Annotated in this window: 2 protein-coding genes; one reads left to right on the top strand and one right to left on the bottom strand. The window is 55.9% G+C overall.

The features are described from left to right. On the bottom strand, positions 1–314 hold a 314-nt coding region (locus KP705_RS15800; protein WP_215764894.1), incomplete at its 3' end, for a recombinase family protein. Between the two features lie 156 nt (positions 315–470). Here KP705_RS15800 and KP705_RS15795 point away from each other — a divergent pair. Continuing rightward, on the top strand, positions 471–695 hold a 225-nt coding region (locus tag KP705_RS15795), incomplete at its 3' end, for a DUF4158 domain-containing protein (protein WP_215764892.1).

Raw genomic sequence — 695 nt, 5'->3', positions numbered from 1 at the left:
GGATCAGACGGATCGTGAATACTGTTCCCAAGTTGAAGCTTCACGCCACGGGATGCCAGGCTGTCGCCAATAAGCCGTGCATCAGGGACAGAGCGGGCCAGTCGATCAAGCTTTGGTACGACCAAAGTATCGCCACTACGAACAGCCGCCAGTGCCTGGTCAAGGCCGGCCCTTTCCCGGTTCGTGCCGGTGAAGCCCTTGTCGGTGTAAATACGATCGGCAGAAACACCGAGTTTGAGCAGTTCCTGATGCTGGGCCGCGAGATCCTGTTTGTCCGTCGAGCAGCGGGCATAGCGGATCATTATGTGTGTCATACGGGAAAGTGTAACGTATAAGGCCCCATGACTGCAAAACATATGGTACCMCCTTTATGAGACACAGCACACGGCTGTATTCCATGACGTGTTGCACTTGTCCGGGACAGTCCGTCCAACGATCCCCTTCCGGACACATGAAGGAGACATCCGATCATGGCGCGGCGCCGTCTTCTGACCCGTGAAGCTCTCGCCCGACATTACGAGCCTTCTGTCGATGATCGCGAGATCACGAGACATTTTACACTCAGCCAGGATGACTTCGATCTGATCGCAACCCGCCGCGGAGAAACCTCCCGATTGGTTTTCACTATGGTCATGCTATACATGCGCTGGCCGGGACGGGTGCTGGAATCTGGGGAAACACCACCGGCTCCCATT

This window comes from Gluconobacter sp. P1D12_c (assembly GCF_018812105.1).
Taxonomy (GTDB): Bacteria; Pseudomonadota; Alphaproteobacteria; order Acetobacterales; family Acetobacteraceae; genus Gluconobacter; species Gluconobacter oxydans_A.
This window is presented reverse-complemented; position numbering and strand designations above follow the sequence as displayed.